26 protein-coding genes and 1 tRNA gene are annotated in these 24513 nt (G+C 36.2%); 10 read left to right on the top strand and 17 right to left on the bottom strand.

Annotation, left to right across the window (positions count from 1 at the left end):
- Positions 1 to 67: 67 nt before the first annotated feature.
- Together PWU04_RS01290 and PWU04_RS01285 are read right to left on the bottom strand one after the other, a co-directional pair.
- Positions 68 to 1354, bottom strand: coding sequence for an OmpA family protein (locus PWU04_RS01290; protein ID WP_274473990.1), 1287 nt, complete (start codon positions 1352 to 1354; stop codon positions 68 to 70).
- A gap of 306 nt (positions 1355 to 1660) precedes the next feature.
- Positions 1661 to 3049, bottom strand: coding sequence for a dipeptidase (locus tag PWU04_RS01285; RefSeq protein ID WP_274473989.1), 1389 nt, complete (start codon positions 3047 to 3049; stop codon positions 1661 to 1663).
- Positions 3050 to 3157: 108 nt separating this feature from the next.
- On the opposite strand from PWU04_RS01285, the gene PWU04_RS01280 reads away from it, so the two are divergent.
- The 9 genes from PWU04_RS01280 (at position 3158) to PWU04_RS01240 (ending at position 9422) form a co-directional block, all read left to right on the top strand.
- Positions 3158 to 3242 (top strand) — tRNA-Leu (locus PWU04_RS01280).
- 115 nt (positions 3243 to 3357) lie between these two features.
- A complete protein-coding gene (locus PWU04_RS01275; RefSeq protein ID WP_274473988.1) occupies positions 3358 to 4203 on the top strand; it encodes a pseudouridine synthase in 846 nt (281 codons plus the stop codon).
- A gap of 72 nt (positions 4204 to 4275) precedes the next feature.
- Positions 4276 to 4446, top strand: a complete 171-nt coding sequence (locus PWU04_RS01270) for a hypothetical protein (protein ID WP_274473987.1) — start codon at positions 4276 to 4278, stop codon at positions 4444 to 4446.
- Positions 4447 to 4527: 81 nt separating this feature from the next.
- Positions 4528 to 5928 carry an arginine decarboxylase gene (locus tag PWU04_RS01265; protein WP_274473986.1) on the top strand — a complete coding sequence of 467 codons (1401 nt, stop codon included), beginning with the start codon at positions 4528 to 4530 and terminating at the stop codon, positions 5926 to 5928.
- Complete coding sequence (speB, locus tag PWU04_RS01260) at positions 5918 to 6856, top strand: agmatinase (protein WP_274473985.1); 939 nt, start codon at positions 5918 to 5920, stop codon at positions 6854 to 6856. The genes PWU04_RS01265 and speB overlap by 11 nt, the downstream gene beginning before the upstream one ends.
- Entirely contained in the window at positions 6846 to 7820 is a 975-nt protein-coding gene (locus PWU04_RS01255; protein WP_274474262.1) for a deoxyhypusine synthase family protein, read from the top strand. The genes speB and PWU04_RS01255 overlap by 11 nt, the downstream gene beginning before the upstream one ends.
- A gap of 12 nt (positions 7821 to 7832) precedes the next feature.
- Positions 7833 to 8129, top strand: a complete 297-nt coding sequence (locus tag PWU04_RS01250; protein ID WP_274473984.1) for a hypothetical protein — start codon at positions 7833 to 7835, stop codon at positions 8127 to 8129.
- Positions 8130 to 8223: 94 nt separating this feature from the next.
- Positions 8224 to 8637, top strand: a complete 414-nt coding sequence (locus PWU04_RS01245; protein WP_274473983.1) for a VOC family protein — start codon at positions 8224 to 8226, stop codon at positions 8635 to 8637.
- 5 nt (positions 8638 to 8642) lie between these two features.
- Positions 8643 to 9422, top strand: coding sequence for an RMD1 family protein (locus PWU04_RS01240; RefSeq protein ID WP_274473982.1), 780 nt, complete (start codon positions 8643 to 8645; stop codon positions 9420 to 9422).
- On the opposite strand, the gene PWU04_RS01235 is transcribed toward PWU04_RS01240, so the two are convergent.
- From PWU04_RS01235 to PWU04_RS01195, 9 genes are all read right to left on the bottom strand, one after another.
- Positions 9372 to 10736, bottom strand: a complete 1365-nt coding sequence (locus PWU04_RS01235; protein WP_274473981.1) for a glycosyltransferase 87 family protein — start codon at positions 10734 to 10736, stop codon at positions 9372 to 9374. The genes PWU04_RS01240 and PWU04_RS01235 overlap by 51 nt on opposite strands.
- Positions 10733 to 12223: a cellulose synthase family protein gene (locus tag PWU04_RS01230; RefSeq protein WP_274473980.1), complete on the bottom strand. Its 1491-nt coding sequence runs from the start codon at positions 12221 to 12223 to the stop codon at positions 10733 to 10735. Before PWU04_RS01230 ends, PWU04_RS01235 begins: the two co-directional genes overlap by 4 nt.
- Complete coding sequence (locus PWU04_RS01225) at positions 12220 to 12912, bottom strand: glycosyltransferase family 2 protein (RefSeq protein WP_274473979.1); 693 nt, start codon at positions 12910 to 12912, stop codon at positions 12220 to 12222. The genes PWU04_RS01230 and PWU04_RS01225 overlap by 4 nt, the downstream gene beginning before the upstream one ends.
- Positions 12913 to 12938: 26 nt before the next feature.
- Entirely contained in the window at positions 12939 to 13373 is a 435-nt protein-coding gene (locus PWU04_RS01220; protein WP_274473978.1) for a hypothetical protein, read from the bottom strand.
- A gap of 12 nt (positions 13374 to 13385) precedes the next feature.
- Positions 13386 to 14273, bottom strand: coding sequence for a sterol desaturase family protein (locus PWU04_RS01215; protein WP_274473977.1), 888 nt, complete (start codon positions 14271 to 14273; stop codon positions 13386 to 13388).
- A gap of 108 nt (positions 14274 to 14381) precedes the next feature.
- On the bottom strand, positions 14382 to 15194 hold the full coding sequence (locus PWU04_RS01210; protein ID WP_274473976.1) for a purine-nucleoside phosphorylase: 813 nt from the start codon (positions 15192 to 15194) through the stop codon (positions 14382 to 14384).
- On the bottom strand, positions 15187 to 15810 hold the full coding sequence (locus PWU04_RS01205) for a TIGR04282 family arsenosugar biosynthesis glycosyltransferase (protein WP_274473975.1): 624 nt from the start codon (positions 15808 to 15810) through the stop codon (positions 15187 to 15189). Before PWU04_RS01205 ends, PWU04_RS01210 begins: the two co-directional genes overlap by 8 nt.
- A gap of 20 nt (positions 15811 to 15830) precedes the next feature.
- Complete coding sequence (gene arsS, locus PWU04_RS01200) at positions 15831 to 16886, bottom strand: arsenosugar biosynthesis radical SAM (seleno)protein ArsS (RefSeq protein WP_274473974.1); 1056 nt, start codon at positions 16884 to 16886, stop codon at positions 15831 to 15833.
- A gap of 56 nt (positions 16887 to 16942) precedes the next feature.
- Positions 16943 to 17278 (bottom strand): arsenosugar biosynthesis-associated peroxidase-like protein, encoded by a 336-nt coding sequence (locus PWU04_RS01195; protein ID WP_274473973.1) that lies wholly within the window; start codon positions 17276 to 17278, stop codon positions 16943 to 16945.
- A 150-nt stretch (positions 17279 to 17428) separates the two neighbouring features.
- Between PWU04_RS01195 and PWU04_RS01190 the strand changes: the two genes are divergently transcribed.
- On the top strand, positions 17429 to 18175 hold the full coding sequence (locus PWU04_RS01190; protein WP_274473972.1) for a class I SAM-dependent methyltransferase: 747 nt from the start codon (positions 17429 to 17431) through the stop codon (positions 18173 to 18175).
- A 5-nt stretch (positions 18176 to 18180) separates the two neighbouring features.
- Here the strand turns inward: PWU04_RS01190 and PWU04_RS01185 are convergent, their stop codons facing one another.
- The 6 genes from PWU04_RS01185 to mreC all read right to left on the bottom strand — a co-directional run bounded on the left by PWU04_RS01185 (position 18181) and on the right by mreC (position 24496).
- Entirely contained in the window at positions 18181 to 18834 is a 654-nt protein-coding gene (locus tag PWU04_RS01185; protein ID WP_274473971.1) for a hypothetical protein, read from the bottom strand.
- Positions 18835 to 19016: 182 nt separating this feature from the next.
- Entirely contained in the window at positions 19017 to 19835 is an 819-nt protein-coding gene (locus PWU04_RS01180; protein ID WP_274473970.1) for a hypothetical protein, read from the bottom strand.
- A gap of 207 nt (positions 19836 to 20042) precedes the next feature.
- Positions 20043 to 21320, bottom strand: a complete 1278-nt coding sequence (rodA, locus tag PWU04_RS01175) for a rod shape-determining protein RodA (RefSeq protein ID WP_274473969.1) — start codon at positions 21318 to 21320, stop codon at positions 20043 to 20045.
- The gene (gene mrdA / locus PWU04_RS01170) at positions 21320 to 23179 is read right to left on the bottom strand and encodes a penicillin-binding protein 2 (protein WP_274473968.1); all 1860 of its coding nucleotides are present in this window, start codon (positions 23177 to 23179) and stop codon (positions 21320 to 21322) included. Before mrdA ends, rodA begins: the two co-directional genes overlap by 1 nt.
- The gene (locus tag PWU04_RS01165; protein ID WP_274473967.1) at positions 23176 to 23682 is read right to left on the bottom strand and encodes a rod shape-determining protein MreD; all 507 of its coding nucleotides are present in this window, start codon (positions 23680 to 23682) and stop codon (positions 23176 to 23178) included. The genes mrdA and PWU04_RS01165 overlap by 4 nt, the downstream gene beginning before the upstream one ends.
- The gene (gene mreC / locus PWU04_RS01160) at positions 23675 to 24496 is read right to left on the bottom strand and encodes a rod shape-determining protein MreC (RefSeq protein WP_274473966.1); all 822 of its coding nucleotides are present in this window, start codon (positions 24494 to 24496) and stop codon (positions 23675 to 23677) included. Before mreC ends, PWU04_RS01165 begins: the two co-directional genes overlap by 8 nt.
- Positions 24497 to 24513 lie beyond the last annotated feature (17 nt).

Raw genomic sequence — 24513 nt, 5'->3', positions numbered from 1 at the left:
TTTGTAGATGATGGCTCAAAAAAAAAGCCACTCCTAGGAGTGGCTTTTTAGTATTCTGAATAAAGAATTATTCAATTAATCTAAACTCAACACGTCTTGATAAACGTCGTGAGTCTACAGAATCTTGATTGATAGTGTTTTCTTCTCCAGCACCTCTGTAAGATAGTCTGTCGGTACTAATTCCAGATGAAATCAAGATGTCATAAACTCGTTTAGCACGTTTTTCAGATAACCAATTGTTGTATTTGGCTTGCCCTGATCCGTCAGCATAACCAATAATCTCTGCCTTAACCTCTGAATTTTGTAACATATAGACTCTTAGGAAATTTATGGCATCAAAATTTTCAGGATCACTACTGTTTGACTTAAAGTACACATTGGTGTATCCTATCTCAATAAGCTCTTTGTAAAGGGCTGCATTGTCTTGGTTTTTCATAGCATTGTCAAATTCCTTTTCAAAATCGTCCTTAGTAAGGTATTTTTTGTCAAGTCCTTGCTCTATACGGTCGGGAACTCCATTGCCATCGCGATCTTCTTCATTCTTGGCGATTTCTTCTTCTATTGCTTCAAGAGTTTGTTCAGCTTCGTTGATGCGTTTTTCATTCTTTTCAACCTTCTTTTTTAGGTCTTCTAAACTAGAGTACCAATCGGCATGACGGCTTGCTCCACCAAGATAGATATTTAGACCAGCAGAAGTGTTAATCATATATCCATCAAAGCCTCTCGAGCCTGTAGCCTCTGTTCCGTCAAAGTTGACACCTTGTTTCAGGTGGCCTACAGCTGAAAAGTCTAGAAAGAATGCAATCTGTCTGCCTAATCGTATTTGTGGGGTAATACCTCCAATAAAATTAATCATTGTATCGTCTTGGTATTCTGGGGTTTTTCCCATAGCCAAGGCAACAACGTCCTCATTGTAATCTGGGTAAATAAATGAGGCGCCAACACCTGCGTGCAATAGAACGTTAAAACGGTTAGAGAAAGTTCTAAAACCAGCAATGCTGCCTAAGTTTACAACTCCTTCTATGTCTGTGCGGTAATAGTTAGTTTCAAATTTTTTACTGTTGTCACTATTTTCAATTTTATTGTAGCCCCCATCGATACGAAGACCAAAGCTTTCACTAAACATATATCGAACTCCAAGGGAAGTTTGCCAAGGAGATAAGGTTCCTGTTTGGTAGCCATCTGCAAATGGCCTAATTGGTTTGTGCAGTCCACCTCCTAAATCGATAGACCATTTGTTGTACAAATTTGTACTTTTAGAAGTAGTTTCATTCGTTGTAATTTCTGCATTGTTGTCTTGTGCATACCCATAACAACCTGCGCAAAAAATTACTCCCAATAATAATTTTTTCATACGGTAGTGTTTGAGGCAATTCTATTACTCTATTTAACCATTAAGACGTAACAAAACTGCGATTTGATAATTAGTAATTAGTTAGTTTTGAAGGCGTAAAGCTACGTTTTAAGTGTTATATATCTTTCTGATAATTGGAAAAAAAGTTTAATTCCCTTGTAAGTGGTTGTTTTGTAGTTTGTTGTGTTTTTTTTTGAGGTTATTACTCCAATATAAGTACTCGAGAAGTATTTTGTATGGGGTTCTGTGTAATATGTTATTGGTGAGGTTTTTAAATCTAAAAGCCGCTCATTTGAGCGGCTTTTCTTATTTTGATAATTCTGTAAAGTATTTGTAAAAATAAGGTATTGTTTCAATACCTTTCAAGTAGTTCCAAACACCAAAATGTTCATTAGGGGAGTGGATGGCATCGCTATCCAATCCAAAGCCCATTAAAATGGTTTTACTTTCAAGCTCTTGCTCAAATAAGGAAACGATTGGAATACTTCCTCCACTTCTTTGGGGGATGGGAGTTTTTCCAAAGGTGTCTTGATAAGCTTTAGATGCAGCTTGGTAGCCTAAGCTTTCGATTGGAGTTACATATCCTTGGCCACCATGATGAGGTGTTACTTTTACGCGTACGCTCTTTGGTGCGATACTTTCAAAATGTGTTTTGAACAATTGGGTGATTTCTTCCCAGTCTTGATTTGGTACTAAACGCATTGATATTTTTGCAAAAGCTTTACTTGGCAATACTGTTTTGGCTCCTTCACCAATGTAACCTCCCCAAATACCATTAACATCTAAAGTTGGGCGAATAGAGTTACGTTCGTTAGTTGTGTATCCAGCTTCACCATATACATCTCCAATGTCGATTGATTTTTTGTAGGCGTCTAAAGAAAACGGTGCTTTAGCCATAGCATCTCGTTCTTCTCTGGTGAGTTCTTCTACTTTATCATAAAAGCCAGGAATAGTAATATGGTTGTTTTCATCATGAAGTGATGCTATCATCCTAGATAGTATGTTGATGGGGTTAGCTACGGCACCACCATACAATCCAGAATGTAGGTCTCGGTTTGGCCCAGTCACTTCAACTTCTACATAGCTTAATCCACGAAGTCCTGTAGTAATTGAAGGGGTGTCTTTTGCAATCATCCCGGTATCGGAAATCAGGATAACATCATTTTTTAGTTTTTCCCTGTTTTCCTTAACAAAAGTGGCAAGGTTGGCGCTACCAACTTCCTCTTCGCCCTCTATCATGAATTTTACATTACAAGGCAGTTGGCTGGTTTTAGTCATAAACTCCATAGCCTTGACGTGCATATACATTTGCCCTTTATCATCACAAGCTCCACGAGCGAATATGGCACCATCTGGGTGCAACTCGGTATTTTTTATAACAGGTTCAAATGGAGGAGAAGTCCAAAGGTCTAATGGATCCGGCGGTTGGACATCGTAGTGACCGTAAACCAATACCGTTGGTAAATTTTTATCGATAATCTTTTCGCCATAAACAATTGGATGACCTGCTGTAGGACAGATTTCCACATGGTCACAACCAGCTTCTTCAAGTCTGGTTTTTACTGCTTCAGCGGTTTTCTTTACATCCCCAGAATAAGCTGAGTCAGCGCTAATAGATGGGATTTTGAGTAGGTCGATGAGTTCATTTAGAAAGCGTTCTTTATGTTCGGCGACATAAGATTGTATGTTTTCCATAAGCTTTATTTGTGTTTGATTCAAAAGTACAAAAAGGAAAACAAATTTTTTGAAAAGAAGTTTGAATATTAAAAACATTGTGTATATTTGCACCGCTTAAGAGCACTAGCGGATGTGGTGGAATTGGTAGACACGCTAGACTTAGGATCTAGTGCCGCAAGGCGTGGGGGTTCGACTCCCTTCATCCGCACCAATTCTTTTAAAGCTTCTCATTTTTTGAGAAGCTTTTTGTTTTTATAGGATACACCATAACTTTTGGGAATGATCCATATTATTACATTATCTTTACAGCAAATAAATTACTTAAAATGAGCAGACAACAAGGCAGCAATAAAAAAGGAAAAACTTCGGGACGTGGACGTAATAATGAACGCAACCAGAGTTATGCAAGAGGGAATGCGCCTGTTAAAAAGAAACAAACACCGTCGAAGACAGAGAAGCAAGCTTCTGATGGTATCAGGCTAAATAAGTATATCGCCAATTCTGGTGTGTGTTCACGACGTGAAGCCGATATGCATATATCTATAGGTTCGGTTACTGTTAACGGTAAAGTGGTCACCGAAATGGGATATAAAGTAAAGTTGGAAGATGACGTTCGTTTTGATGGTGCGCGTATCAATCCAGAGCCTAAAACCTATGTCTTGCTTAATAAACCCAAGGGCTTCGCAACTACTACAAGTGATTCCAAAGGACGTACAGTAATGGATTTGGTAGCTAATGCTACTACTGCCAGAATTAAACCTATCGGTAGATTAGGGAGAAATTCTACAGGTTTGTTGTTGTTTACAAATGATGACGACATAATGAAGAAATTCACGAACTCTAAAAACGGTGTGTCTCGATTATTCCACATTGAATTGGATAAAAACCTGAAATTTGAAGACCTAAAGCGTATCGAGGAAGGTCTGAAAATTGATGGGAAGTTAGTTGCTGTACAAGAGATTAGTTATATCGATGGAGCTCCTAAAAAGGAAATTGGTCTTAAAATAAAAAATACGGGTAATACCATTCTTCGTACCATTTTCGATTACCTTAAATACGATATCATTAGGATAGATTGTGTTGCTATAGGTCACCTTACAAAAAAAGATTTACCACGTGGTCACTGGAAGCATTTGTCTCAGCAAGAGGTGAATACGCTTAAAATGCTTTAATTAAAAAATAATATAAAAAGCATTTGTTTTTAAAAAAAATGTACTTCATTTGTATCAGCAAAGTAGCTGAACATGATGAGATATGTTTCTATGTTCGGGCTTTTGAAAATCAGGAAGTCATATTCAAAAGCTGCTTACCGTGTAAGTGACCGAATTTTAAAGCTAGCTTCCGTAGACAAGCTTACCCTACGTCAGCATGACTTTGGTTTTGTACCTACTACTCAGGTACAGATTCAGGTTTGATACTGTCATTATTATTTGTTGCCTCAAATCTTCATATAGAGGCTGTGCTTTTTTTAGTTAAAATCATACAAACATTTAATAATGAATACAAAATATATTGATTTAATCAATCAAACTTTTTATTTTCCTCAGGAAGAGTTTACGCTAGATAATAGTTATTTGCGCTTTCATGGTATAGATCTTATGGGACTTATAGAAACTTATGGAGCGCCACTAAAGTTTACCTATTTACCTCAAATTTCAAACAACATCAATAGAGCTAAAAACTGGTTTGGCAACGCTATTGAGAAGCTTGACTACAAGGGGAAATACCATTACTGTTACTGTACAAAAAGTAGCCATTTTAAACATGTTCTTAACGAAGCTTTAAAAAATGATATCCATATTGAAACATCATCGGCTTTCGATATCGATATTGTAGAGCAGCTAAAAAAGGATGGCAAGATTACCAATGATACTTATGTAATTTGTAATGGGTTCAAGCGTGAACAGTATGTAACCAATATAGCTCGCCTTATTAATAGCGGACACGACAATTGTATTCCTATTATAGATAATTATGAGGAGTTGAGTCTGTTAACCTCAGAGATAAAAGGTAAATTCAAGGTGGGTATCCGTATCGCTTCGGAAGAAGAACCAAAGTTTGAGTTCTATACATCGCGTTTGGGTATTGGTTACCGAAATATTGTTCCTTTTTATAACAATCAAATCAAGGAAAACGATCAGGTAGAACTTAAAATGTTGCACTTTTTTATTAATACAGGAATTCGTGATAATGCCTATTATTGGAACGAATTGTTGAAGTGTTTGAAGGTGTACATTAATCTAAAGAAAGTGTGTCCTACTTTAGACAGTCTGAATATTGGTGGAGGTTTCCCAATTAAGAACTCTTTGGCATTCGATTATGACTATGAATACATGATAGAGGAGATTGTTAACCAAATTCAAACGGCTTGTAACGAAGCAGGTGTAGATGTGCCAAACATCTTTACTGAGTTCGGTAGTTTTACCGTAGGTGAAAGTGGTGGAGCTATTTATCAAGTGCTCTATCAAAAACAACAAAACGACAGGGAGAAGTGGAACATGATTAACTCATCTTTCATTACAACCCTTCCGGATACTTGGGCAATTAACAAACGTTTTATTATGCTGCCAGTGAACCGTTGGCACGAAACTTACGAGCGTGTCTTACTAGGCGGACTTACTTGTGATAGTGATGATTATTATAACAGTGAGCAACATATGAATGCCATTTATTTGCCTAAATTCAATAAAGACAAACCGCTGTATATTGGTTTTTTCAATACGGGAGCCTATCAGGAAACCATTGGAGGTTTTGGAGGTTTGCAACACTGTCTGATTCCGTCACCAAAACATATCCTTATCGATAAAGATGATAACGGAAACATAACAACGAGAATTTTTAAAGAACAACAAAAAAGTGAAGATTTACTTAAAATTTTAGGTTACGATGAAAACTAGAACTTACGCTGGAATCCCGGAAGCTTATGGTAAGCTAGAGCGTGCAAAAGTAGTATTAATTCCGGTGCCATACGATGGAACAAGTACTTGGCAAAAAGGAGCAGATAAAGGTCCGGAAGCATTTTTACAAGCTTCTGAAAATATGGAACTTTATGATATAGAAACTGGTACAGAGGTATACAAACACGGTGTGTATTTGGCCGATGCAGTAACTGAGAATAGTTCACCAGAAGCTATGGTTGAAGCTGTTCACCGTACTACTAAATCATATATTAAGAAGAACAAGTTCGTAACCCTTTTTGGAGGGGAACACTCTATTTCTATCGGAACCATTAGAGCATTCAACGAGTGTTTTGATGATTTAACAGTGTTGCACATCGATGCCCATGCCGATTTACGTAAATCGTATGAAGGAACAACTTGTAACCACGCTTGTGCAGTTTACGAGGCTAGTCAAACTACGAATCTAATCCAGGTTGGAATCCGTTCTATGGATGTGATGGAGAAAACCGTAATGGACGAAGAAAAAGTGTATTTTGCCCATGAGTTGGCTACGGACGAGTATTGGATGGAGCGTGCTATTGAGCAAATGACAGATAACGTATTCATCACTTTCGATTTAGACGCTTTAGATCCTTCAATTTTACCATCTACAGGTACTCCAGAGCCAGGAGGTTTGTTCTGGTATGAAACCTTGGATTTTCTACGTAAGGTATTCGAAGAGAAAAACGTTGTTGGTTTCGACATTGTTGAGCTTTGTCCTAATGGAGATGAAAAAGCATCAGATTTCTTGGCTGCAAAACTTTACTACAAAATGTTGAGTTATAAGTTCCAAGAGAATGAAGTGGGTGATGAAGATGATTTAGCTTACGAAAGTAACGGTGTTAAGCATAATAACATAAAAATTGATGATGAAGATGAATACTAAAGGAGCAATTACAAACTTTATAGAGAAATACTATTTGCACTTCAATGCCGCGGCATTGGTTGATGCAGCAAAGGGTTATGAGGATCAACTGAACAATGGGGCTAAAATGTTGGTGTCATTGGCAGGAGCAATGAGTACTGCTGAATTGGGAAAGATTTTTGCAGAAATGATCCGTCAGGACAAGGTGCAAATCATTTCGTGTACAGGAGCTAACTTAGAAGAGGATATCATGAATCTTGTGGCACACTCACATTACAAACGCGTACCAAACTATCGTGATTTAACCCCTCAGGAAGAATGGGATTTGTTGGAGAAAGGATTAAACCGTGTAACAGACACCTGTATTCCAGAAGAGGAAGCATTCCGTCGTTTGCAACAGCATATTTATAAAATTTGGAAGGATGCAGAGGATAAAGGAGAACGCTATTTTCCACACGAGTTTATGTACAAAATGTTGCTTTCGGGTGTGTTGGAAGAGTATTACGAAATAGACATTAAGGATTCATGGATGTATGCTGCTGCAGAAAAGAACTTACCTATCGTTGTTCCAGGGTGGGAAGACAGTACTATGGGGAATATTTTTGCCAGCTATGTTCTTAAGGGTGAATTAAAGGCCAGTACCATGAAATCGGGGATCGAATATATGACCTTCCTTGCCGATTGGTATACAGATAATTCTGAAAACGGAATAGGATTCTTCCAAATAGGAGGTGGTATTGCAGGTGACTTCCCTATCTGTGTAGTGCCGATGTTGTATCAGGATATGGAACGTACCGATACACCATTCTGGAGTTATTTCTGCCAGATTAGTGACTCTACAACTAGTTATGGGTCGTATTCTGGAGCAGTCCCAAACGAAAAGATAACTTGGGGTAAATTGGATATAGATACACCCAAATATATTATTGAGAGTGATGCCACCATTGTTGCTCCTCTAATTTTTGCCTACTTGTTAAATATGTAACCCTCTATTAACATGAGAAGAGTAATTGTAGATTATAAAAAATTGAATGATGATATTTTGGATTTGTTGGTAGACAAATTCCCTGACGGGTACGATGATACAGATATCATTTCCTTTAAGAATGCCAAGAACGAAATTGTAGAGGCTGTAGAAGTGAGAACTGAAGACACAATTTACCTTGTAAAGGTAGGTGTGCGTTTAGTGCAGGCTATGGAAAATTATGTGGAAGAGGACGAAGAAGATGATGATAGTGGCGAAGATAATGATGTGAGTTTTGAAGAGATAAAAGAAGGAGACTCAGAAGAGTAATACTAGTATTGATGCCATAACTTTTTATGTCTATTTAGAAAAAATCTGACGAATATTTAGTATTTTACATAGAGGAATTTTAAATCATTTAGCTATGGCATCATTGTTTCATCTTTCGTTACCTTGTCAAAGTATTTCGGCTACAAAAACTTTTTATACTAAGCATATTGGAGCTTCGATAGGCCGCCATGATGATAATTGGATGGACGTTAATTTGTTTGGACATCAAATAACCTTTACCAAAGCAGGAAAATTCGATTTTAATAACCCCAATTATGTGTTTGAAGGAAAGATATTGCCTTCATTTCACTTTGGAGTAATAATAGATGTGAAAACTTGGGGAGAAATCTATGCTCGTTTAAGTGACGGAGACTTGGAAGTTGTTACCCAAGCAACTTTCTTAAAGGAACAACCAGGGGAACATTTGTCGTTTTTTATTAAAGATCCCAACGGATATATGCTGGAGTTTAAAAGTTTTAAAAAGGAGAACGAAGTGTTTAGTTCCTAAATCTTATGTACAAAGTTGTAGCTTATCAAGTAGCAAGTGCTATAAACTTAAAGCAAAGCAAGTCTCAACTTAGTTGGGAGTTGCTTTTTTTTGATAGTGACGAATTGTTCTATCAAATATCACAACAGAAGTTTATCTATATTTTTCAATATGGAATTGTAAGCTTTTTTAATCTGTCCGATGCTGAGATAGAAACTGCCTTAGAAGCCATTAAACCTCTTTGCCGTGAGTATTTTTCTGAAAAACTATCGGAAGAAATAGAGGTGGTTATTCAACCTAATTTAATGAAGGTTCAGTTTGAGAGTGTTATTCTACCAGAGATGAATCCCGAAATGTTACGCTTGGTAATGCTAAATGCTTCTCAATCTGTAGCTTTGGATCGCTATTCTGAAATAACTGAAAAATTATTAACTGAAACCAATGGACATACCCAATATCTTGAAAGTAAGGGAAAATTGGATATTTCAGGTAATAAGTTAAAACGGTTTATTGGTAAAACCCTGAATATTAAAAATAGAATTTCAGAAAACCTCTACATTTTTGATGCACCTGCGATTACTTGGGAAAATGAACAATTGAATAAATTGAATATCGATCTGCGTCAGGCATTCGATTTGCAGGATCGCTATCACCTAATTCAGGATAGAATTGAAATTATTAAGGAAAATCTTGAACTGTTCAAGGATATTATGGATCATAAGGAAAGCAGTAAACTGGAATGGATTATTATCATCTTAATTCTTGTTGAGGTTGTCGATTTGTTCATCGCCAAGCTGTTTTTTTAATACTACTTCATAAACGAAAAATCCGAAAACCGGAACATACTCTAAGGTTATTAGCCAAAGATTTTCCCTAAAGCCTATTTTCCCATAGGCATAATAACTTAGCATTATTGTAAAACTCCAAACCAAAGGGAACCTATATTTACTAAATACGGTAAGTGCTATTAAAGTAGCAATGTACCATGGATGAATGGTTGTTGATAAAAAATAATAAACAGACAGGCAGATCAACAAGCCATTAATGATTTGTTGTGTTGAAGTGTTGTGCATGTTTTTAATCAAATACACTCCTATGAACAGAACAGTAATAATAACCATTACAAAACCATAAGTTCCAATAATGTTATACCCTAAAAGTTTGAAGCCGATTACTCTAACTAAATAATAAATGCTTCCGTTAAATTCGAACTTATTAAACCAAAGTCCTACGGTTTCTATAAAATGAACTGTAAAATCAAAAGAGAAAAATGGTATGAAGGCTAGGGTGCTAACCAATAGAAAAGTAGTAATAAAGCCAAGCCTTTTCTTTTTATTTAGTTTTAGTATAAAGAAAGGTAAGAACATTAATGGAATAAGCTTAACCAATACCGAAAATGATAGTGCTATTGCCGATAATTTGGTTTTGTGTTTGTTTAAAAAATAAAGTGAAATGATTAAGAAGGAAACCATAATGCCTTCAAAGTGAAGATTTCCAGTAAGCTCGATTATAATTAAGGGATTTAGCAAATACAAGAAAATGGAATACATTGGAAGATTGAGCTGATCTAAAAGTTTCTTTCCGAAGTATAGTATTCCCAAATCTGCCAGAATAATGAATAGTCGCATTACAATTACCGAACCTAGAATACTCTTTCCGGAGATTAGAGCAGCTACTGTAAATATGAGTTGGTGTAATGGAGGGTAATTTGTATAGTTTCCAGAGCTTAAACCTCCCATACCGTTATATAATGTTTGGGATTGAATGATAGGGAGCTTTCCATTAGAAATAAGACTATCCGGAGTATATAAATAAGGATTAAATCCTTCTAAAATCACACTTCCATCCCAAATGAATCTATAAAAATCTTGGGAAAGGTTGGGTATGGCAAAAAGGAACAGAAACCTAAAAAAAAGTGCCAGTCCAGCTAATACTTTAAAATTGTCCTTATTATACTTTACAAGAAATACAGACAGTATGAATAACCCAGAATACACCGATATCAGTTTAATAAAATTGGCTCTTTCTAAGTCATATGCAAAAAGAAGGTACAAAAGGGCTGTGAGCACTCCAATCAAAATGAGTAACCAATGTTTTTTTTGAACTTTTAGTGCTCTCATGCTTTAGTTCTAATGGACTTAAAAAATACAAAACCAAACCCTAAAAATAACATGAGGTGAAACAGAATGAACCCAAAGTCGCCACTTCCAGATTTAACAACAAAGGCACTGTATAAACCAAAGGCAAAGTATAGTGTTAACAATCCCTCCAAGATTACAGTGAACGACAGGTTTTGAGATAAATACTTATTCCCTTTCCAAGTATCGGTATTTGAGCTCACATTGAATTTTGGAGTTCGTATAAAACGACTCTTTTTACCCTGATGACCTTCTAATACAGCAATTGAATTATGGAGTGAAAATCCCATTGCTATTGTAAAGAAACTTAAAAACATTCCGGAAAACCTAAAAAAGTGTTTTATGGTTTTTCCGTATATAGTTCTATACATGGTCCAATAGCAGATAAAAAAAATAAGAGTGCTGATGAATAAGAACCCCAAACTGTTAAAGTAAGGAGCCCAAGAAGGGTGATTACTTTTTATATAAAGTAGGGGGACGCTTAATAGGGCAATAATCAACACGTTAAAAAACATGGTGCTGTTAAGCAAATGGAAAAATGCATGAAGTTTTGTTGAAGTAGAAACGTTTTTAGATTGCAAAACAGCTATGATATTTTTCCGAAAGTTTTCGGCTCCACCTTTATTCCATCTAAATTGTTGAGTTTTTGCAGCACTTATTACCACGGGCAATTCAGCAGGGGTTACAACATTTTCTAAGTATTTTATTCTCCACTGCTTTAATTGTGCTCTATAACTAAGGTCAAGATCTTCTGTAAGAGTGTCACTATTCCAGTTTCCAGAATCTTCGATGCATGTTTTTCTCCATATACCTGCAGTACCGTTAAAGTTGATAAAATGATTGGCTGCATTTCTTCCAACCTGTTCCAATGTAAAGTGGGCATCAAGTGCAAAAGCTTGAACTTTGGTGAGTAATGAATAATTGCGATTGATATGTCCCCAACGTGTCTGAACAGCTCCGATTTTGTCATTTTTAAAGTAAGGGAGCGTTTGTTTTAACCAATCTGACTTGGGGAGAAAATCAGCATCGAATATGGCTATAAATTCTCCTTTGGCAATTGCTAATCCATCTTTTAAAGCACCAGCTTTAAATCCGTTTCTGTTTTTTCTACGTATGTGCTTTATATCCAGGCCGTCTCTCTTTAGTATACCAACTTTTTGGGCTGTTAGCAGAACAGACTCATCCGTAGAGTCGTCTAACACTTGGATTTCAAGTTTGTCTTTTGGGTAGTCTATCAAGGCAATATTGTCCAATAAGCGGTCCATCACATAAAGTTCATTATAAACAGGGAGCTGAATGGTAACCTGAGGAAGTGAATTTAGGTTCTTTAAATCCAATTCGAGAGATGTTTCTGGAGATTTCTTTGCTTTGAGGTAGTTGATTAAAAGGTTTAGCTGAGAAAGTGAATAAAGAAAAATAAACAGCAGAGATAAGGAGTAAATGGCTAATATGATTATGTCTAAAATCACTTGCTAATACTGTATTTTAATATCCAACCCAATATTTTGTAGCCAGCCATTATGGTGCCTTTTACCGTTCCAGAGACTTTAGATTCTCCAATTCTACATTTGTATCGAACAGGGATTTCGATATATTTAAGTTTGTGCTTTAGGGCTTTTAATTGCATTTCTACAGTCCAACCGTATGTTTTGTCCTGCATATTTATCGCTAATAACTTATCATAAGTAATAGCTCTAAATGGACCAAGATCAGTGTAGTTTGCGTCAAACACTTTATTCATTAAGCTAGTCGCGAGCCAATTTCCAAAGACTTGTTGAGGTGTCATAGCACCACCTTCACGTAGTCGTTTTACTCTCGAGCCTATTACAAAATCTATATTGTCATTTACTATAGGTTTGATTAGTTTAGATAATTCTTCAGGGTAATCACTATAATCTCCATCCAGAAAAACAACAATATCCGTTTTCTCCGATTGCTTCCCAATATGTTCTATTCCTTTAAGGCATGCATACCCATATCCTTTTCTGGGTTCTGTTAGTACAGTGGCACCAGCCTTTTGGGCAACTAATGCCGTATTGTCTATAGAACCATTATTTACAACTATGATTTCTTGAACAGATTTGGGAATATCCTTGATGACTTTACCTATGGCGTGTTCTTCATTAAAAGCGGGAATGATGACAGAAATTCGAGTCATTGTAAGTGGAGTTCAAACTTTTTGGATTATTGATTTTGTTGCATTTGCTTATATTCTTCCTGTTGAGCCGGTACAATGTATTTATCAAAGTACCAGGAAGACCATGTTTCCAAAGTTAGGTAAATTCCAACCCCAAGAACAATAATTAGTAGGGTGACTAAAATGAAGTTCTTTCGTTTTCGTTTTGGGTCGATACTACATTGGTTTTGTTTTTTTCTAAACAGATAAATACCATAAAGTCCAATAATAGCAGCCATAATTCGCAATATCCAAGAACCTAAACCGGCAGAACCATTCTCGGCATAGAAAAAATCGGCAAACGAAATTGCGTAAATACCGCCCATCAATCCTAACATGAATAAAACAGCAGGAGCAACACAACACAAAATCCCTGCAATTCCTGCAGTAGTGGCAAATTTTAATGCCCATTTGAATGTGTTGGGTGCTTGCTCGCTTTTCATGGTGTCGTGTTTTTAATCCTTCTTGGAAATCGGGTATAGTTCCTGACCTATGAAATCCTTCGGAAATTGTTCATCGCCTTCAAACCCCAATTCTATATCCCTTCCGTTATGGGGAATATAATTGGTTTTAAAAATATAGTCCCAAAGGCTTAGTGTTAGTCCAAAGTTTACACCATATCTTACATTTTGAGGGAGGGCTTTGGCATGGTGCCAGATATGCATCTTCGGATTATTGAGAACGTATTTCAAAATACCATAGTCCCATCCTAAATTAGCATGGTTAAGATGACCAATAGTAATAGCAAAAAAGTGAACAATGGCAACATCCTGAGCATCGAAACCTCCAATGATAGCGATAGGGATATACAATAACGATTTATAAACAACAGGTTCCATCCAGTGGTAGCGCAAGTGGGCAGCGAACCCCATTTGTTTTACACTGTGGTGTACCTTATGGAAATTCCAAAGGAATGGAATTTTATGTAATAAGCGATGTGTATTCCATTGTACGAAATCTGAAATTATAAAAAATACAAAAAGCCCTAATGCACGTGGCATGTTGTCGACATCGAACAACTGGAAACTGGAAACAGAAAGTCCAACCACATCAAGAATATCGTTGAATATTTCGGCAGTGGTATTGGAAAGTGCTATTAGGACAATGAGGTTAAGAAGGAAAAAGTTGAAAAACATGTAAAAGGTGTCCAACCAAAAATCCTTCCTGAATATAGGTTGATTCTTTCTCCAAGGAAATTTTATTTCCAATAACCAAACGACTAGTGAAATTATGATCAATCCATAAAAGTAGTTATCCCAATGATACTTAAACAGAAGTAATTGTTTTAAATAATTGAGGTACCCACTATAAGAATTAGCTATTATATCGATGTACTTTTCCATAATTCAAAAATAAACAGTATGCTGGGTAGTAGTTGTAACATATGTTACAGCAAATGGAGTTCATCTATATTTTGTCGAAAAACGACTTTAAACACAACAGATTGAGGATTACAAATTCTTAATAAGTTCTTTAAATAGCGTAATCATTTTAGGTTCTGCTTTCTTGGCAATACCAATGATTTCCTCAATGTTTACAGGGTGTAAATTGTCAGGGTCGCATTCGTCGGTAAGTACAGATACGGCAGCTACTTTTAAATTTAAATGATTAGCTACGATTACTTCTGGAACGGTACTCATCCCAACAGCATCGGCACCTATAATCTTAAGCATGCGGTATTCTGCTCGGGTTTCTAGCTGAGGGCCTAACATACTGGCATAAACACCTTCGTGGAGGGTAATGTTGTGGTCTTTTGCAATTTCCTTAAAGCGAGTATTAATTGATATATTGTAAGGTTGACTCATATCGGCAAAGCGCTCACCTAATAGCGAAACTCCTTTAAAAGCTAGAGGAGAACTGCCTTGAAGGTTAATATGGTCATCTAACACCATAAGGTCGCCTTTTTTATAGTTGAGGTTGACAGCTCCTGAGGCATTGGAAATTAGTAATGTGTTTATACCTAATTTTTCCATAATTCTTACAGGGTAGGTAACATCCTGAAGTGTATACCCCTCGTAAAGATGGAAACGTCCTTGCATAATCACTACTTTTTTACCTTCAAGGTTCCCATAGATTAATTTTCCCTTATGAAATTCTACGGTTGCGGTAGGGAAGTTGGGGATGTGATTATAACTAACTTCTTTGATGATTTCTACATGCTCGAGTAATTGCCCTAATCCAGTTCCCAATATGATTCCTATTTCGGGATTTTCAAATCCTTTGTCCCGCAAATAGGCGGTAGTTTCTTCTATATATTTAATCATGGTTATCTAAGAAATTATATAATGACGGACAAGATTTAAGGTCATCGAGAGAGTCTATGTCATTAAGTTCTTCTAACAAAAATACAGCTTCTCCCTGTAAATCTGATAATGTATCCCTAAGAACTGTTTTGGTGCTCCACAACTTGTTTTCGAATAAATTAGGGATCAGGTTTTTCATTCCTATCAAATAGTAGCCTCCATCTTTAGAAGGACCAAGGACAACATCGCAGGTAATTAAGCTTTGGAATGCTTTTTTTATGTGATTGGCTTGTAGTTCAAATATGTCGCTTCCTATTAAAATGATTTCTTGGTAGCCTTCGGTTAAAGCCTCTTTAAAGGAATGTTTCATGCGTTCGCCCAAATCATTTCCTTGTTGGGGTTTGTGTTGGTAATCTGCAAAAGTTTCAATTCTATTTTTAGAAGATGAGCCAGAATAACAAATTCTAATGTCAACGTTAAGCTCTTTTGTGATTTGGTTGGTGTGGTTCAGTAATTGGTCATAGATGGTTAAAGCTGATTCGGGTCCAATCTCTTTGGCTAAACGGGTTTTTACCTGACCCAATTCTGGGTGCTTTGCAAATATTATTAATAGTGATTTTGTGTTTTTATCAGGCATGGTTTATATTGATAGGTAATTTAAACAACAGCTCCTTGGCAGCTACTTCCTGCTCCAGCAGTGCACCCGTAGCAGTGTTGGGAAATGGCAATATCCCGGTTATTTAAAACGGTTTTGTTGTATTGAGAAATATGCTTTATGGGACTCTTTACTGTAAGTTGGAGCATTTGATTGAAATCGCAATCGTAAAGCTGACCATTCCAACCAACAGATAGAGTATTGGTACACATTACGTTGGTTACTGCAGCAGGATTAAAAGCTTCTACGAGTTCGTATATATATTCTTCATAATTGTCTGAGGCAATTAAAAAATCCAAAAACCTACTGATAGGGAGATTGGTAATTGTAAAGAGGTTGTTAAAATGAATGTTGTATTTTTCTTGAAGCACATGCTTAAACTCTTTTTCCAATTGCGTTTGATTAGCTGGAAGAAAGGCACCAGATGGATTATATACCAGGTCCAATTTTAAGTTAGAGTCAGACATGCCATAACCAACCTTATTTAATCGCAATAAAGCGTCGATGGATCTATTGAATACGCCTTCGCCACGCTGGTTATCAGTTTTGCATTTTGTCCAATGGGGCATAGAAGAAACTACATGAACATTGTTTTTTTTGAAGAACTCCGGTAGGTCGTGGTATTTTTTATTGGAAGTGATGATAGTTAGATTAGATCTTACAATTATATCGTCAACTCCAATTTTTTTGGCTTCTACAACAAACCAACGAAAATTGGGGTTCATCTCAGGTGCACCACCGGTAAGATCTAAGGTGTGTGCATTGGTTTTTTTTATGGCTTCCAGGCATTGCTCCATAGTTTCCTTGGTCATGATTTCCTTTCGGTCAGGTCCTGCATCAACATGGCAATGGGCACACACTTGGTTGCACATATAACCCAAATTTATTTGAAGAATTTCAAGTTGTCTGGAGCGGAGTGGAGCAAGGCCACATTGTTTTAGCTTGTCTTTAAATGTGGGAAGCTCACCATTAGCAAAAACACCATTGGATAGGAACTTTAGTTGTTCTTGGGAATCTGCCAAAATACTATGTCGTTTATGTAATGATTTTAAGGCCATTTCTCTGCTTTGAATTGAAACGTTTTAAGGAATCATATTTCTTATTGTGTATCAGTTTACATTTCCAACTTTTTAACTTTGTTCATCATTTGCACGCCATGAACTAACGAAGAGCCACCGCGAATAGCTGTCGCAACATGAACAGCTTCCATCATTTCCTCTCGGGTAATTCCGCGTTGAAGTCCGTCTCCAGTGTAAGCATCAATGCAGTAAGGACATTGCACTGTATGGGCAACGGCTAAAGCAATAAGCGATTTTTCCCTTTCCGAAAGTGCTCCTTCTTTGAATACAGAATTGTAATATTCGAAGAATTTTTCTCCCAATTCTTCATTCCATTCAGAAACCTTTCCAAATTTTTTAAGGTCTTTTGGGTCGTAATAGGTTTTTTGCATGCGTATGATCTTTTTGAATTGAGTTGTGAAATTATGGTTTTCAGTCGGAGTTGATAGAATTTATTTACAATAATTTTAAGTTGAATGAATTTCATTTTGTTATCGTTGAAATGAATTACATTAGAAGTGAGTTTAATCTAATATATTAATGTGAAACCTATAAAAGATAGATTTTCAGAACAGTCTAGGTATTTTAAAAAATACAGGCCAGTTTATCCTCAAGAGCTTTACAATACTATATTAAGGCATACTAGGGTGAGAGATAGGTGTTGGGATTGTGCTACGGGTAACGGGCAGGTAGCAGTAGCATTGTCAACCCAATTTAAAAATGTAATTGCTACAGATATAAGTTCTAGTCAATTGTCTATGGCAGAAAAACGTGATAATATATTATATGACTTAATGCGTGCAGAGGAAACATCTTTTCCGGATAATAGTTTCGATTTGATTACCGTTGGTCAAGCAATACATTGGTTTGATATCGATGCGTTTTTTAAAGAAGTGGACAGGGTGCTAAAGCCAGGAGGACTTTTGGCTGTATGGGGCTACGATTTATTGGAGGTTTCTCCCAGGATAGATAAGTACATCAGATTTTTTTATGAAGATACTATCAAGCCTTATTGGAATGATGAGAGGCGCCATATTGATAATCGTTACAAAGAGATTGATTTTCCTTTCAATGCAATTCCAATGCCCAAGAAATTATTTGTTGAAACTTTATGGAGTTTGGAACATTTGAATGGTTACCTTAATTCTTGGTCAGGTGTACAGCGTTATAAAGAAGCCAATAATAAAGTAAACCCTGTACCGCCCTTAATAGAATTGTTAACATTATTCTGGCGAGGTGATTTAACTGTAAGATTTCCTTTGTTTTTAGAGTTGAGATTAAAACACTAATTTAGTTATGGCTTGAAAACAATACCACCACCTAAGCTAAATTGGTAAATTGTCGAGTATGAGCTTACTCCAGTAGAAACCCCGTACCCACTAAAGTAAAGGCCTCCGCCCATGGCTTGTACAGCAGATAGTAGTTGAGTCTGTAATTTTATTCCAAAGTTTGATGAAGCCCAATAAGTAAGCCCCAATTTTGCACCCCAGCTAAATTTGGTAGTACTATCGTTGTTTCCATTGTCTGGGTTGTCAATATTGGCTATGACCATTCCTGCCATTAAACCTCCAAAACCTTCAATTGGAGAGTTTTGCTTTCTATAGTGGCGTACACCACCAAGCATAATGTAATTTATAGCTAAATCAAACTCTGTGAATTGACCCTGTGGAAAATAGCTATCGTAAAATTGGTAATAGGTAGGGGAACTAGTATCCTGTCTTATGTAAATCAGTTCAACACCTGTATACTCATGAGCTAAGTATTCTGCACCCACACCCCATTGGCCCCCCCCTTTTATCTTACCATCGTAATAAGCTCCTCTATCAAAATAGGAGTCAAAGCTGTCATCGAAGACATAATTACCGTAAAATGAGATTTCTATTTCTTGAGAGAATAGGGGTAATGTTGCCATAATACTAATAACGATGAGAGTGATTTTAGCTTTCATAATTTTCTCTTTTAAATGGTTGTTCTTTAAAAATCAACCTACTCATTTAAATACTGTCAAATTCTTTTGAAACACTCTATTATCTAGGAAAAAAACCTAGAATCAGATTGGACAGAATAGTATCATCATAATTTATATTTCATGACAATTTTCTGTATAAGTAAATTGAAGTAAAATGAAATTTATTTAGGAAACAGTAGTGTTATTCCGGCTCGAAACCCCCAATCGGTTGTATTGCCACCCCCATAAGGAATACGAGGACCAATAAAGACTTGGGTAAGCTGAGAACCAATTGGAACAATTTTAGATCCAACTAGGTGAAAAAAACCGATAGTGCTATCCGACTCCCAATTTTGAGTAAGCTCAGTATTTAAAGCAAGTGCATAGCCCCCATCAAAATTTTTTGCAACAAAAGGTTGTAAAAAAGTGGCGTTGACATCTGTACGATCACTATCTCCGGCTACAGACCAAATGTGATTGGCCAATGCCCCGACGGTTATGGAACCAGCTTGTTTTAGGATTACGGCTGTTGGTCCTAATCCAAACTTTTTGGAACTTAATAATTGATCAGTACCGGTGGGAATAAGCAAAACTGGACCTACCCCCCAAATTATTCCTCCAGAACTAGGTTCTTTAGGAGAGAAAAATCCACTTGCCACAATATCACCCAACCCAAATTGATTGCCGCTATCACCGTATACATCATTTTGGTAAACTACAGGTAGAATTACCCTAGCGATAAGATTCCAATCCTCGCTAATACTCAGTGGAATAACTGGTTGGATGTTGGTTGTTATTCGAGTGCCATCATTTGGGCCAACACCAAAATCAAAATTTCCCTGAAAAGGTACACTGATTAAATCCGAAACTGGATTTTGAAGCTTTTGAGCCAAAGCATCTGCGCTTGAAGGTTCTTGTGATTCTTGTGAAAATAACTGAATTGAAAACAGGAGGAAAATAAAAAGGGCAATAACACGGTTTTTTGGTTTGATTGTCTTCATTTTATGGTTGGTTAATAGCTTTTAGTATTATAAATATACATAAAATCAATTGAAGACTATTTTGTAACAGGTTGCTATTTAGGTTTTTGCGTGTCTCGTGTTTTAGGGGGTAGAATGAATAGGCTTATTGGTAATAACTTCGAAATTGTAATTAGTATTCAAAAAGTAATTTGATACAGTAGCTACACTAAACTTATTTTAAAGTGTTTACCACTCATTAATTTTATTGGAATCTAACTTAACAAAAATAAAAAGCAAAATAGTAAAACCCCAAAGACCTGAGCCTCCGTAGCTAAAAAAAGGTAGTGGTATACCAATAGTTGGTATTAATCCCATAACCATACCTATATTGATAAGGAAATGAAAAAAGAAAATAGAGGCTACGCTATAGCCATAAACTCTACTGAATTGTGATTTTTGCTGCTCTGCCAAATGAAGGATTCGTAAAAGTAGCAATACAAAAAGTATAACGACCAAGGTACTACCTAAAAATCCCCATTCTTCGCCAACAGTACTAAAAATATAATCGGTATGTTGTTCTGGAACAAACTTACCTGTTGTGCGTGTTCCTTCCATAAAGCCTCTTCCTGTTAGTCCTCCAGAGCTAATAGCTTTCTCGCTTTCATATAGGTTATATAGAATGCTTCGTCGCATTTCTGCAATCTTTGCAGGGTCTTTTTCCAAACGGAGCCATAAACTAATCCTATCCTGTTGATGTGGCTGCAATACATGTTTGTAAAAGAATTGAACCCCAAAAGCCAAACCAATAGAAAGTATAGTTGTCACTATAGGTTGAATTATTGTTGGCTTACGTTTTTTCATATAGTAATTGGTAAAGACCAAGATGATTGTAATTATAGCTGTGGCTATTGTTCCAAATTTTAGAGATGAAATGGCTAGCACAACAGCCATAACACTTAAGTTAAGATATATTTTGGGTAACCCTTCACGATATAACACAAAAAAGAATGAAGCATAGACTAAGGTACTCCCAGCATCATTTTGAAGCAATATTAATATTGCAGGAATACCAATAATTGCAAAAGCGCGAAGCTGGTCCTTAAAATTTTTTAAGTCTGTTTGAAGGTCACTTATGTATTTGGCCATGGCAAGAGCTGTGGCTGTTTTTGCAAATTCACTTGGTTGAATAGTAAAACTCCCTATTGCATACCATGAGGTTGCTCCGTTAACGTTCTTCCCAAATAGAAAAAGTCCAGCCAAAAGTAATAAGCCGGCAAGATAAATTATGCTTGAAAACCGTTCATAAAATTTAGCTTCTATTGAGAGTATTAAAATTATCAGCCCTAATGTTAGCAGAATAAAAACCAGTTGCTTTCCATACGGTTGTGAAAAATCAAAATAGTCTACCGTATCACCAGTATGGGAAGCAGAGAGAATGTTGAACCATCCAAAGCCAACAAGGAGCATAAAAAGTAATATTGTAATCCAATCGAAATTATAGTGCTTCGTACTCTCTCTATACATTATTGGTTAATTAAAAATGGTTTGCCTGAATAAGGTTTTTCATATTCCTCTTCTAGGCTATGGGACAAAATCCACTCTTCTAAGTCGGTTCTGGTGATTTCTCTTTTAATGTATTTTTCAATCATTAAAGTAGCAATGCGTCCAGCATAGCGAGCTCCCCAATAACCGTTTTCAACAAATACTGCCAAAGCAATTTTTGGGTTGTCTTTTGGAGCGAAAGCTATGAAAATGGAGTGGTCGGTAAGCTGCATACGCTTACCATCTATTTTTATAAAGTTTTCGGCAGTACCTGTTTTACCACAAATTTCAATCCCAGGGGATTTTAAATTTTTAGCCGTTCCCCATCGGAATACATCGTGCATGCCTTCTATAACTGGATAGAAGTTTTCCTCAGCTACTGTTGTTTTATTTGGAACAGTGTATTTCTTTGGGATTGTATCGTTTTCAATAGACTTAATAATATGAGGTGTATAATAATAACCACGATTTGCAATAGCAGTCGTCATATTAGCGAGTTGTATAGGTGTAGTTTGTACCTCACCTTGACCAATGGCATTGGAAATAGTAAAGGTTGTATACCAACGATTTTGACCATACCAACTGTCGTACATCTCTGCATCAGGGATTTTTCCTGGTTGACCTTTAGATAGATCATTACCAAGGAAGTTGCCTAATCCAAAACTGGTTACATGTTTGTTCCATTTGTCCATTCCAATTGCCGGAGAATCATAATTATCAATAATTCTTCGGTAAACTGTTGCAAAATAAGCATTACAAGATACTTCAATACCGCGTCTCATATTATTACGTGCTCCAGAAGGACAGTGACAACCCATAAAACGATTTCCATAACGATAACCATGATAACAGGTTATTTTTTCTTCTGGAGAAATAACCCCTTCTTGTAGTGCAATTAGGGCGTTCAATGTTTTAAATGGTGATCCCGGTTCATACATAGCCAATAAGCTTCTATCGTACAGAGGTTTCGCAATTGAATCGTAATAAAGTTTTGTGAAATTCTTAGAACGTTCTCGACCAACCAATAAATTAGGGTTATAACTAGGGGCAGTTATCATTGCCAGGATTTCACCACTTGATGGTTCTATGGCAATAATTCCTCCTCGTTTATTTTTCATAAGTTTTTCTCCATATTCCTGAAGGGTAGCATCTATGGTAATAGTAATGTCTTTTCCTTGTTGAGGTAAGGTGTCGTACTTACCGTCTTTATATGGTCCTATATCTCTATTGAAGCGGTCCTTTTGTATAAACTTGATCCCTTTTACACCTCGTAATTCATTTTCGTAAGAAATCTCAATGCCATCTTTTCCAATGAGATCACCCATATTATAGTAAGGGTCGTTTTTTATTTTTGAATGATTTACTTCACCGATATTACCCAATACATTAGCTCCAACAGTAGTTTCATAATGGCGTAGCAATCGTTTTTGAATATAGAAACCTTCAAACTTTCTCATCTTTTCTTGAAGTACGGCATAATCTTCTTTTGAAAGGTGGTTTACAAACACAGAAGGAAGCCTTGGAGAGTAATTTTTAGCTTTTACGAATTTCTTTTTAAAAGTTTCTTTGTCTATTTTCAATAGATTACAAAATTCAGTAGTATCTAATGGTTTAACTTCCCTTGGGATAACCATCACATCATAGGATGGCTGGTTAGATACCAGGAGTTTTCCATTTCGATCGTATACGAACCCACGTTTTGGATAATCATAAACCTTTCGAATAGCGTTATCCTCTAATAGGTTTAGTGATTCGCCACTATATACCTGAAGATAAAACAATCGGGAAATGAATATTAAACCGACGGCAATTATTGAGAAAAATAATAGAAAATGTCTCATTTGGTGCTTCTGCTAAACAAAATGGTTATGAGTATACACACTATTATAGTAAAAATGCCCGAAAATAACGTTTTTTGAAGTATTAAAATTATCTGAGAAACGTTAAAAAATTCTAATAAATATAGAATGAAATGGTGGATAAAAGTTAATATGGTAAAGTAAGTTATTTTTGGAGCAAAGTCCACATGACTAAACTTAATGGTCTGGTGCTCATAACTCGTTCCAAAACAAAATTTTAGGGCCAAGGGTCTTATGTAAGCAATGCATAGTGCAGCAGCTGCATGAATACCTCCTGAATCTGCAAATATATCGACTGTAAGCCCCAATAGAAAGCTAAAAAATAATAGAGGCAATCTATTAGTATGCAGAGGAAAGATTGCTACAAAAAGTATATAAATATATGGGTTTATATACCCCATAAAATTAACATGGTTAAGTACCAATACCTGAATTAGTACCAATACTACAAATCGAACGATATTTGCAGCTATGGTATTATTCATTTGTTGGGTTTAATAGTGTATTGATTTCTATAGCATCTTTATTTTCTATAACGTATACATGCTCTACATTGGTCATATCGTTAAAGAGTCTTACTTGAATAAGGTAAAAGTTTTCCGCTTCATCTAGCTCAAAACTATCTATAACTCCTACATGAATTCCTTTTGGGAATATAGCTGAACGGCCTGAAGTGATTATTGTATCCCCCACTTCTACAGGGGCAATTTTTGGAATATCTATAAGTTGTACATAGGTAGGTGATTTTCCATTCCAAGTTAGGGTACCAAAATGATTGGTTTTTAACAGTTGGGTGCTAATACGGCTATCGGTGTTTAGTATTGAAATGACAGTGGAGAATTTATTACTGGTATTATCTACGATTCCCAATATCCCTTTGGATGTTATAACTCCGAAATCCTGCTTAATACTATCATTTTTACCCTTATTTATGAGTAAAACATTATTTGGAGAGGAGTAACCGTTCTTTAATACTTTAGCTGAAGTGAGTACATATCTAGGATCGATAATATCGTTGTTTAATAGTATTGAATCAGTTTGTTCTTCTGAGTTATAAAGTAATGACTTCAAACGGCTATTCTCTTCAGAAAGCACATCATTCTGTTTTCTCAGACTAAAGTATTCACTAATGTTATTCATTGTACTATAAACGCCCCCACTTAAGGCGTTAGCAGAATTGATGAATTTACTCTTGTGGTACTTGTGCGACTGAATAGTTAAACCCATAGCAACAGCAAACAAAAACAAAAACAGTAGAAACGTTTTGTTTCTTATAATAAAGTTGATGATTTGCTGCATGCGCTGGGTTCCTTATT

Origin of the sequence: Mangrovimonas aestuarii (assembly GCF_028767185.1) — a bacterium.
Lineage (GTDB): Bacteria > Bacteroidota > Bacteroidia > Flavobacteriales > Flavobacteriaceae > Mangrovimonas_B > Mangrovimonas_B aestuarii.
The sequence above is the reverse complement of the archived record's forward strand: the minus strand, read 5'-3'. Positions and strand labels throughout refer to the sequence as shown.

What these genes read in the sequence shown, in the direction of transcription:
- PWU04_RS01195 (WP_274473973.1), bottom strand. Translation starts at nt 17,278, where the DNA reads ATGCAAAAAACCTATTACGACCCAAAAGACCTTAAAAAATTTGGAAAG.
- PWU04_RS01285 (WP_274473989.1), bottom strand. Translation starts at nt 3,049, where the DNA reads ATGGAAAACATACAATCTTATGTCGCCGAACATAAAGAACGCTTTCTA.
- mreC (WP_274473966.1), bottom strand. Translation starts at nt 24,496, where the DNA reads ATGCAGCAAATCATCAACTTTATTATAAGAAACAAAACGTTTCTACTG.
- PWU04_RS01180 (WP_274473970.1), bottom strand. Translation starts at nt 19,835, where the DNA reads ATGAAGACAATCAAACCAAAAAACCGTGTTATTGCCCTTTTTATTTTC.
- mrdA (WP_274473968.1), bottom strand. Translation starts at nt 23,179, where the DNA reads ATGAGACATTTTCTATTATTTTTCTCAATAATTGCCGTCGGTTTAATA.
- PWU04_RS01165 (WP_274473967.1), bottom strand. Translation starts at nt 23,682, where the DNA reads ATGAATAATACCATAGCTGCAAATATCGTTCGATTTGTAGTATTGGTA.
- PWU04_RS01220 (WP_274473978.1), bottom strand. Translation starts at nt 13,373, where the DNA reads ATGAAAAGCGAGCAAGCACCCAACACATTCAAATGGGCATTAAAATTT.
- PWU04_RS01225 (WP_274473979.1), bottom strand. Translation starts at nt 12,912, where the DNA reads ATGACTCGAATTTCTGTCATCATTCCCGCTTTTAATGAAGAACACGCC.
- PWU04_RS01290 (WP_274473990.1), bottom strand. Translation starts at nt 1,354, where the DNA reads ATGAAAAAATTATTATTGGGAGTAATTTTTTGCGCAGGTTGTTATGGG.
- PWU04_RS01235 (WP_274473981.1), bottom strand. Translation starts at nt 10,736, where the DNA reads ATGAGAGCACTAAAAGTTCAAAAAAAACATTGGTTACTCATTTTGATT.
- PWU04_RS01255 (WP_274474262.1), top strand. Translation starts at nt 6,846, where the DNA reads ATGAATACTAAAGGAGCAATTACAAACTTTATAGAGAAATACTATTTG.
- speB (WP_274473985.1), top strand. Translation starts at nt 5,918, where the DNA reads ATGAAAACTAGAACTTACGCTGGAATCCCGGAAGCTTATGGTAAGCTA.
- PWU04_RS01205 (WP_274473975.1), bottom strand. Translation starts at nt 15,810, where the DNA reads ATGCCTGATAAAAACACAAAATCACTATTAATAATATTTGCAAAGCAC.
- PWU04_RS01185 (WP_274473971.1), bottom strand. Translation starts at nt 18,834, where the DNA reads ATGAAAGCTAAAATCACTCTCATCGTTATTAGTATTATGGCAACATTA.
- PWU04_RS01270 (WP_274473987.1), top strand. Translation starts at nt 4,276, where the DNA reads ATGATGAGATATGTTTCTATGTTCGGGCTTTTGAAAATCAGGAAGTCA.
- PWU04_RS01215 (WP_274473977.1), bottom strand. Translation starts at nt 14,273, where the DNA reads ATGGAAAAGTACATCGATATAATAGCTAATTCTTATAGTGGGTACCTC.
- PWU04_RS01250 (WP_274473984.1), top strand. Translation starts at nt 7,833, where the DNA reads ATGAGAAGAGTAATTGTAGATTATAAAAAATTGAATGATGATATTTTG.
- PWU04_RS01245 (WP_274473983.1), top strand. Translation starts at nt 8,224, where the DNA reads ATGGCATCATTGTTTCATCTTTCGTTACCTTGTCAAAGTATTTCGGCT.
- rodA (WP_274473969.1), bottom strand. Translation starts at nt 21,320, where the DNA reads ATGTATAGAGAGAGTACGAAGCACTATAATTTCGATTGGATTACAATA.
- PWU04_RS01265 (WP_274473986.1), top strand. Translation starts at nt 4,528, where the DNA reads ATGAATACAAAATATATTGATTTAATCAATCAAACTTTTTATTTTCCT.
- arsS (WP_274473974.1), bottom strand. Translation starts at nt 16,886, where the DNA reads ATGGCCTTAAAATCATTACATAAACGACATAGTATTTTGGCAGATTCC.
- PWU04_RS01275 (WP_274473988.1), top strand. Translation starts at nt 3,358, where the DNA reads ATGAGCAGACAACAAGGCAGCAATAAAAAAGGAAAAACTTCGGGACGT.
- PWU04_RS01240 (WP_274473982.1), top strand. Translation starts at nt 8,643, where the DNA reads ATGTACAAAGTTGTAGCTTATCAAGTAGCAAGTGCTATAAACTTAAAG.
- PWU04_RS01210 (WP_274473976.1), bottom strand. Translation starts at nt 15,194, where the DNA reads ATGATTAAATATATAGAAGAAACTACCGCCTATTTGCGGGACAAAGGA.